Genomic DNA, 3,950 nt, shown 5'->3' with positions numbered 1-3,950 from the left:
GCGGCTCGGCCGGCATCGACCTGCAGGCCGGGCTGGATGTCGGCAGCGGCGGCACGCTGGTGCTGTCCAGTGGTGGCTCGATCACGCAGGCCGCGTCGGCTGCGATCACCGCGCACAGCCTGCTGGCGCGCGCCGATGGCGACGTGCTGCTGGCGAGTGCCACCAACAACGTTGCGAATACCACGCTGGCCGGTTCGGCGGGCGGGGACTTCGAGTTCCTCGATGCCGACACCCTGGCGATCGGCAGCGTGTCCGGCATGGGCTTTGATGCCGCCACGGGCCAGATGGCCGGCATCAATGCCACAGGCGTGACGGCGGGCGGCGATGCCTTCATCCGCAACATGCAGGGCGACATGACATTGAATGCCGGCGTGACTGCCGCCAACATCGATCTGGTGACGGCTGGCCGTTTGCAGAACACTGGCAACGCCAGTCTGGTGGCCAGTGGCAACTGGCGGGTCTGGGCCAGCACCTGGGAAGGCGAAACGCGCGGTGGCCTGGCCGGCAATGGCGACCTGCCCAATCTCTACAACTGCATGTGGCTGGGTGCCTGCGGCGTGACCGTGCCGGGCACGGACAACCATTTCATCTACGTGCAACAGCCGACGGCCACCATCAATATTGCAAACGCCAGTCGCGAATACGGGCTGGACAATCCGGCATTCGGCTACACCACGAGCGGCGCGATTCTGGGTGACAGCGCCGCCGCCGTGGCATCCGGCGCGCTGACCAGCGCCGCCACCATCGGAAGCAATGTGGGCAGCTATGCGATCAATGGCGGGCTGACCTCTGCGGCGGGCTACAACCTGGTCTATGTACCCGGCACCTTGAGCATCACGCCGGCCACGCTGTTGTTCACTGCGGATTTCGTGGTGCGCTACTTCGGCGACCCTAATCCTTTGCTGACAGGTTCCATCGACGGTTTCCGCAATGGCGACACGGTGGCAAGCGTGTTCGGCAGTGGCCCGGTGTGGTTCACCACCGCCGGGCCGGATTCACCGGTGGGCCTGTACCCCATCACCGGCGGCAGCAGTGCCATGAACTACGTGTTCGCGCAGGCACCCGGCAATGCCATCGCGTTGCAGGTCTTGCCGACGCAGTCGTCGATGGGCATCACGCCGATGGAGTTCGCGCGCGAGGCGGTGAACACCTACGTCTATGACCGCAACATCGGCGGCGCACCGGTCTGCGCGGTGAATGCCACCATCGACGACCAGCAGCTGGCATCCACGGGTGATGCGCTTTCCAGCGAATGGTCGAAGGTGCGTTCGCGCCCCAACCTGACCAACTGCTTCGACAGCGAGCGCCGCAACAGCTGCGGCGACTTCTGACGGAACCTGCGCCGTTTCGGCGGTGCAGTGCCTTGTTACGCCGATGACGGGCGCTGCGCCAGCAGCGCCCGTAGTTTTGCAGGTGCGACCGGCATCAGCAGAAGCGATGCGCCATGCCGGTGCGCCTGTTCCAGCAGTGCGGCATTCGCTGTATCCGCAATCGCGATGCGCACGGCCTGCGGGTGGCAGGCGCAGTGCTGGGCGAAGGCGTTCCAGCCTGCGTCACTATCGGCATCGACCCAGTACAGCAGCACATGTGCATTGCCGGCAGTGCCCGTGGTGTCCACCTGATAGCCCCAGCCTTGCAGGATCGCGGTGATTTCGGTGGTTTGCGTGGGCGTGGTGGACAGCAGCAGCGCCTGCGCGGGCTGGCGACCGGGCAGTGCGCGCGGCAGGTCGATCCAGAAGCGGCTGCCGCCGTGCAGGCGTGAACACAGTTCAACCCGCGTACCGAGTGTGGTGGCGAGCCGTGATGCAATGGTCAGCCCCAGCCCCAGCCCCTTGCGCTGGTCGCGTTCCGGATTGCCGACCTGGAAGAACGCATCGAACACGCGCGGTTGGTGTATCGGTGCGATGCCGATGCCGTTGTCGCGCACCTCGATGCGGATGCGGCCAGCGCGCGCGCGCGCGGCAAGCATGACGCGGCCACCATCTGGTGTAGCGGCGATGGCGTTTTCGACCAATCTGCCCAGCAGATCGGCGAGCAGGGCCGGATCCGCATGCACGGCCAGCTTGCCGGCGCGGATTGCCAGCATGACGCCCGCCTGCGCTGCCCGCGTTGCGTGCGCCGCCTGCACGTCGGCCAGCAGTGCCTGCAGATCGCATGCAACCGGCGTGGCCGCAATCGGGTCGGCATCCAGCCGTGACAGCAACAGCAGCCCGTCGAGGATGCGGGTCATCGCAAGCACGCCGGTCTGCAGGCCATCCAGCGCAGCGGTGGCATCCGCGCTCCGGGGCAACCGCGCCATCGCCAGTTCGATGGTTTGCAGGGGCTGGCGCAGGTCGTGGCTGATCGCCGACAAAAAACGCTCCTTGGCACGCGCCGCGCCATCGGCCTGCTGCATGAGTTGCAGCAACTCGGCGGATTGCGTGCGTTCCCGTGCCTGCGCCTGATCGATGCTGTCCCGCCCTGCCTGCATGCGCCTTTCGATGGCGTGCTGCAAAGGCGACAACATGGCTGCAGGATCATCCGGCAGGGGCGCATCGTGTTCGATGGCGCTGGCTATCGCCTGCACATCGCGTTTCAACCTGTGTTGCAGCAGCAGGCGCGAAACAGCGGCACCCAGCAGCCCGCCGCCGACGGCGATGCCCGATGCCAGCGCCCACTGCTGCATCGCGTCCATGTGCCCCCCAATGCGGCCACGTTAGGCCTTGCCGATCAGGGCCGCGATATCCCATCGGCGCTAGCGCCATGCGGCTGCCGGACTAGGCCGAACGGCGTATCGAAATCGGAAAGATCGCGGCGCAGACTGCCTGCGTGGATCAGGCGGGTACGCCTGTGCATCAACCGTATTCCGGCCTTGTGGCCGCATCATTGCGAGGATTTTGACGATGAACATGAGCAAGGTTTTCCGTCGTGCGCTGGCAATCGCACTGCTGGCCGGCAGCGGCACTGCGTTCGCGCAGGAACAGAGCGCACCGTCGGTGGATTCGATCATCGACAGCCTGAAGGCGGACACCACGGAGCAGGCACAGGGCCAGACCCGTGCGTTGCGCCCCGGTGCGGCTTCGATGTCCACCACTGCGCCTGCACCGCCGCCTGCGGCCAAGCCGGCGTCGATCAACATGCAGATCAATTTCGACTTCAATTCCGACCGCATTTCCGGCAGTTCGGAGCAGACCATGGCCACGCTGGCCAAGGCGCTGGCCTCACCGCAGCTTGAGAACCGCAAGTTCACCGTGGTGGGCCACACCGACGGCAAGGGCTCGGCGGCTTACAACAAGGCGCTGTCCGACCGCCGTGCTGCCGCCGTGCGGCGCTACTTGATCGACAACGGCGTGGCGGCATCGCGCCTGCGCGCGGTCGGCAAGGGCGAAAGCAGCCTGCTGAACGCGGACGATCCGGAAGCCGCCGAGAACCGCCGCGTCGAGATTCAGGCTACGGGCGGTTGATCGGGTCAGGTTGATTCGATATGCCTGTTCAGGTCGTCAACGGTGCAACCTTGATGTGCCCCTTCGGGGTTGCACCGTCCACTTTCGTCGTAACGCCCGAGAACAAGGTGATGTCCGGCAATCAGCCAGCGGCGAACATCATGGATTTCGTGTCCATGAAGAACATCATGCCGTTCGGCATGTGTACGACGCCCAGCAATCCGCAGGTTGCGGCGGCAACCTCTGCAGCCAGCGGCGTGTTGACACCGCAGCCTTGCATCCCGGTCACCACGCCATGGAAGCCGGGCGCGACGACCGTGTTGCTGGGCATGATGCCGGCGCTGGACAACACCTGCACCTGTCAGTGCGCGTGGGGTGGCGTAATCAGTGTGACCAATCCCGGGCAGATGACCGAGATGATTCCCTGACGTCGTAATCGTGTCGGAAAAAATGCAAATTAAGGAAGCTCTGAACAACTCCCGAAACGTCATCCCGGCGAAAGCCGGGATCCAGCTTTTTCAATGACTT

Annotated in this window: 4 protein-coding genes; 3 read left to right on the top strand and 1 reads right to left on the bottom strand. The window is 65.1% G+C overall.

The genetic code is table 11. The annotated features are described in order from the left end of the window. Window positions 1–1,331, top strand: a 1,331-nt coding sequence (locus tag QM612_RS08545) for an MBG domain-containing protein (protein WP_415253476.1), incomplete at its 5' end; no start/stop codon positions are given. A 35-nt stretch (window positions 1,332–1,366) separates the two neighbouring features. On the opposite strand, the gene QM612_RS08540 is transcribed toward QM612_RS08545, so the two are convergent. Beyond that, window positions 1,367–2,674, bottom strand: a complete 1,308-nt coding sequence (locus tag QM612_RS08540) for a sensor histidine kinase (protein ID WP_415253475.1) — start codon at window positions 2,672–2,674, stop codon at window positions 1,367–1,369. 214 nt (window positions 2,675–2,888) lie between these two features. Here QM612_RS08540 and QM612_RS08535 point away from each other — a divergent pair, with 214 nt between their 5' ends. Then, the gene (locus tag QM612_RS08535) at window positions 2,889–3,443 is read left to right on the top strand and encodes an OmpA family protein (protein WP_415253474.1); all 555 of its coding nucleotides are present in this window, start codon (window positions 2,889–2,891) and stop codon (window positions 3,441–3,443) included. 20 nt (window positions 3,444–3,463) lie between these two features. Then, window positions 3,464–3,850 carry a DUF4280 domain-containing protein gene (locus QM612_RS08530; RefSeq protein WP_415253473.1) on the top strand — a complete coding sequence of 129 codons (387 nt, stop codon included), beginning with the start codon at window positions 3,464–3,466 and terminating at the stop codon, window positions 3,848–3,850. The last annotated feature ends 100 nt before the right edge of the window (window positions 3,851–3,950 follow it).

Origin of the sequence: Thermomonas sp. (assembly GCF_047606765.1) — a bacterium.
Taxonomy (GTDB): Bacteria; Pseudomonadota; Gammaproteobacteria; order Xanthomonadales; family Xanthomonadaceae; genus Thermomonas.
The sequence above is the reverse complement of the archived record's forward strand: the minus strand, read 5'-3'. Positions and strand labels throughout refer to the sequence as shown.